3 protein-coding genes and 1 pseudogene are annotated in these 2644 nt (G+C 41.2%); 3 read left to right on the forward strand and 1 reads right to left on the reverse strand.

The window, feature by feature from the left end; translation table 11 throughout:
• Window positions 1–446, reverse strand: a pseudogene (locus ACOVQQ_RS09360) (tRNA (N(6)-L-threonylcarbamoyladenosine(37)-C(2))-methylthiotransferase MtaB); the annotation flags it as partial.
• A gap of 346 nt (window positions 447–792) precedes the next feature.
• On the opposite strand from ACOVQQ_RS09360, the gene ruvX reads away from it, so the two are divergent.
• The 3 genes from ruvX to ACOVQQ_RS09375 all read left to right on the forward strand — a co-directional run bounded on the left by ruvX (window position 793) and on the right by ACOVQQ_RS09375 (window position 2563).
• The gene (gene ruvX, locus ACOVQQ_RS09365) at window positions 793–1209 is read left to right on the forward strand and encodes a Holliday junction resolvase RuvX (RefSeq protein WP_421817968.1); all 417 of its coding nucleotides are present in this window, start codon (window positions 793–795) and stop codon (window positions 1207–1209) included.
• Window positions 1210–1493: 284 nt separating this feature from the next.
• Window positions 1494–2078, forward strand: coding sequence for a peptide deformylase (gene def / locus ACOVQQ_RS09370; protein WP_094484860.1), 585 nt, complete (start codon window positions 1494–1496; stop codon window positions 2076–2078).
• Window positions 2079–2137: 59 nt separating this feature from the next.
• Window positions 2138–2563 carry a DUF5606 domain-containing protein gene (locus ACOVQQ_RS09375; protein WP_421817969.1) on the forward strand — a complete coding sequence of 142 codons (426 nt, stop codon included), beginning with the start codon at window positions 2138–2140 and terminating at the stop codon, window positions 2561–2563.
• Window positions 2564–2644: the final 81 nt, after the last annotated feature.

Consider the following 2644-nt stretch of genomic DNA (forward strand, 5'->3'; position numbering starts at 1 on the left):
ACTTTAAGAAATGCCCGCGTACGATCGCCAATAGAGTAGGAGCCTACGTAAAAGTCGGCTTCCGATATCTCACACGAATGTATTTCACCCCGATCGTTTTTCGATAAATCGTTTAAGTAATCGGTAATTTTAAACTTTTCTGTTGCCCCCAAAACCAAATCAACACCATCTACAGCCGCCAATTCCTCTGGTTTTAGCTGCGCGTAACAACCTACTGCTGCTACAAACGCAGTTGGATTAAGCTTTTGCGCTTTACGAACAATTTGCTTGAACTGTTTGTCGGCATTTTCCGTTACCGAACAAGTGTTAATGACGTATATATCAGCTACTTCCTCGAAATCGACACGGTCAAAACCTTCCTGCGTAAAACTGCGCGCAATAGTCGAAGTTTCCGAGAAGTTCAGCTTGCAGCCAAGCGTGTAAAAAGCAACTTTTTTAGAATTCATTTTTTTATTTGGGCGTTACCCGGCATTTCCCAGCGCAGTCCGAGCAAAGCCGGGTCGGGCTGTACGTTACAAGCTTTTTTGGGCTTTTCCCAGCTTGGCCGCTCAGCCCAAAAAAGGCTTTCCACTGCCATCCCTAACGCGAAAATCGTTGCCCAAAAAAAGCATGCAAAAATACTGAGAATTATCTAAAAAAATCGTTTTTAAAACTCATTTTACCTGCCACGGCTTACCGACTGCTTCTTGCCTTTGTCGTTTCAGTTCGTTGACCGATTCCCATAAGTGCAATTACAGCACTTTCGTAAGGATTTCATTTCATCTATGTCGCATACTTTCGCATCTTTGCAGCATGAAAAAACGCATTTTGGCAATCGATTACGGAGGCAAACGCTGCGGTATCGCTGTTACCGACGAGCTGCAACTCATTGCTTCGCCGCTAACAACTGTCGATACCAAGGAATTGTTTCCTTTTCTCACGAAGTATTTCCAAACCGAAGTCGTTGAAACCTTACTTGTTGGCGAGCCTAAACGTTTCGACGGTTCCGATTCGCAAATTGCTGCCGCAATAAACCAATTTATCGCAAAATTCCAGCAAGAGTTTCCCGCCATAGCCGTGGTTCGCATCGACGAGCGTTTTAGTTCCAAAATGGCATTCCAAACGATGATTGATAGCGGAATTTCGAAACAAAAACGTCGCGACAAAGGCACAGTAGACAAGATTGCAGCAGCGATCATACTTCAAGATTATTTGCATTATAGAAAATAGGGTGATGCTCTGAAGCAGTTTTTACCAAACTTCGTTTTAAAGTTTTTTCGATTGACTGTGAGCGTTTTGTAGTCGAGTACGAAGCGAAATTAGTAACTGTTTTCAAATATTGATTACGGTTTTTCCGTAAATTTTGATTTATTTATCTCGTTGATCCGCTTTTATCGAACGGTAGTTTTTTACGCAAATTCATAAACGCTTTTAACAGTACGACGAACTAAGCTAGTACTAGCAAAACCAGTCGAATTCACTACCTTTGCCGTCGAAAAAGCAAGAGAATTACCATGATATTACCAATAGTTGCTTACGGAGATCCTGTTTTACGCGAAGTAGCAGAACCATTAGATGCCAGCTATCCGCATCTCAAAGAACTGATTCAGAACATGTTCGATACCATGTATAATGCATACGGAGTTGGGTTAGCCGCGCCGCAAATCGGTATTTCAAAGCGACTATTCGTAATCGATGCTGCTCCCTTTGCCGACGATGAAGCTAAATCCCCAGAAGAACGAAAGTTTTTAAGCACGTTTAAACGCGTATTTATTAATCCACAAATCATTGAAGAAACCGGCGAACTTTGGGAATTTAACGAAGGTTGCTTGTCGATTCCCGATGTGCGTGAAAACGTGTGGCGTCATCCCGATATTACTGTGACTTTTCAAGACGAGAATTTTGTGTTGCAAACCGAACGTTTCACCGGACTAGCAGCGCGAGTTATTCAACACGAGTACGATCACATCGAAGGAATTCTTTTTACCGATCGTGTAACGGGATTGCGCAAACAATTGATTAAGAATAAATTGGAAAACATACGCACAGGAAAGACTCGTCCAGAGTACCGAATGCGTTATGCCAAACTCAAAAAGTAAGGCAAAGCCAACCTTGAAATTCGATAATCCGTTTATATTTGCCACTCAAATTTTTAAAAATGAACTTAGAAAAAATATTAGCCATATCAGGAAAACCAGGATTATTCGCACTTAAAATGCAAACGCGTAGCGGATTCGTTGCCGAATCGCTCACAGATGGAAAGAAAGTTACCGTAGGCTTGCGCAATAACGTAAGTTTACTATCGGAAATATCGGTATATACCGACAGTAAAGAAAAACCGCTTAAAGAAATCTTTGAAGCGATTGTTGAAAAGGAAAACGGTGGTCCAGCGCCTTCGCATAAAGAATCGGAGTCTGTTTTGGTTGCATATTTTGCAGAAATCGTTCCAGATTACGACCGCGACCGCGTGTATCTTTCAGACATTAAAAAAGTTTTTAACTGGTATAATATTTTACAAGCAAAAGGTTTAACATCCGCAGAAGAAACTTCGTCAGAATCAACTGAAGAAACTGCTGCCGAGTAAATTAAGCAAATATGAAGGCTAGAATTTCATTTTGTATTTTGGCGTTTTTATATTTTCAGTTCATGGGAGTTGATCTCTTCT

The sequence above is a fragment of the Flavobacterium sp. genome (assembly GCF_049240005.1).
GTDB lineage: Bacteria > Bacteroidota > Bacteroidia > Flavobacteriales > Flavobacteriaceae > Flavobacterium.

What these genes read in the sequence shown, in the direction of transcription:
- ruvX (WP_421817968.1), top strand. Translation starts at nt 793, where the DNA reads ATGAAAAAACGCATTTTGGCAATCGATTACGGAGGCAAACGCTGCGGT.
- def (WP_094484860.1), top strand. Translation starts at nt 1,494, where the DNA reads ATGATATTACCAATAGTTGCTTACGGAGATCCTGTTTTACGCGAAGTA.
- ACOVQQ_RS09375 (WP_421817969.1), top strand. Translation starts at nt 2,138, where the DNA reads ATGAACTTAGAAAAAATATTAGCCATATCAGGAAAACCAGGATTATTC.